The organism is Brachyspira sp. SAP_772 (genome assembly GCF_009755885.1).
Taxonomy (GTDB): Bacteria; Spirochaetota; Brachyspiria; order Brachyspirales; family Brachyspiraceae; genus Brachyspira.
In genome coordinates this window covers 1-885 of sequence record NZ_VYIX01000073.1, presented here as the reverse complement: position 1 = coordinate 885, position 885 = coordinate 1, and the positions used below count along the sequence as shown (strand labels likewise).

The window sequence follows — 885 nt, the reverse complement described above, 5'->3', positions numbered from 1 at the left end:
TAAGTATTGATTATACCACTTACTTTATCTTTTCTTTTGCCTATCTCTTGTAAAAGACCAAGCTGAAGCATTTTATTAACTCTTGCTGATACCGTGCTTTTTTCCATTTTTAGCCTATCTGCTATCTCTCCTCTAGTTGCTTCTTTAAGTTCAGATACACAATTAAATATTTTTTTGAATTGTGTATTTTCTTTTTTCCCTATAATTGAACCGTGATAACAATTTATAGAAGTTTCTCTAGGCATTACTTCCTCCTATAGCAAGTCGCTTATATTCTGCTAAAACCTTTTTGTTTATAGCTTGATTATCTTCATACTTCATATCAAAGTGTTTATAATCAATACTTGAAAAATCTTCAGAACAGTTGTAAATGCTTGGTTCAATAAAATTGTTATATTTTGTTTTAATCATTAACCCCATTTCAGATTTCAAATCATCTAAAAAGTCCTGATAAAATCCATTACTTGAAAAATCTCGTATATTTAATATTTGATTTTTTATGATAAAAAGAGATTTATATATTTTTCTTTTGTTATTGACATCACTCAAATATTCTTCTAACTTTTGATAAAATATAGCTTCTTCTTYTTYRAAATATTYWATAGTRTTATMAATATCATAATCTKTATATATTCCAAAGTTTTTTAAAAGCGTATATAATTTAATCACAAAATARYTATTAATTTCTTCAGRCWTTTTATCAKYTGGAATATTTTTTATATMTTCTATGAGYTGAAAAATCTCTTTTTGATACTTTTCTCTATGTTTGCCATAATTAAACTTTTGTTGTTCTGGTATTCCATTTTTTCCCATTTTCTACCCCTAAAAAATGTTAATACTTAAAATAATCAAAACTTGGATTTCTATATTTACCTTTACCCTCAT

General features: G+C 25.1%; 2 protein-coding genes. Both read right to left on the bottom strand.

Features of this window, described 5'->3' with window-relative positions; translation table 11 throughout:
* On the bottom strand, positions 1-245 hold a 245-nt coding region (locus GQX97_RS12655; RefSeq protein WP_157152246.1), incomplete at its 3' end, for a helix-turn-helix domain-containing protein.
* Positions 238-549 carry a hypothetical protein gene (locus tag GQX97_RS12650; RefSeq protein WP_232473377.1) on the bottom strand — a complete coding sequence of 104 codons (312 nt, stop codon included), beginning with the start codon at positions 547-549 and terminating at the stop codon, positions 238-240. The genes GQX97_RS12650 and GQX97_RS12655, both read right to left, overlap by 8 nt.
* Positions 550-885 lie beyond the last annotated feature (336 nt).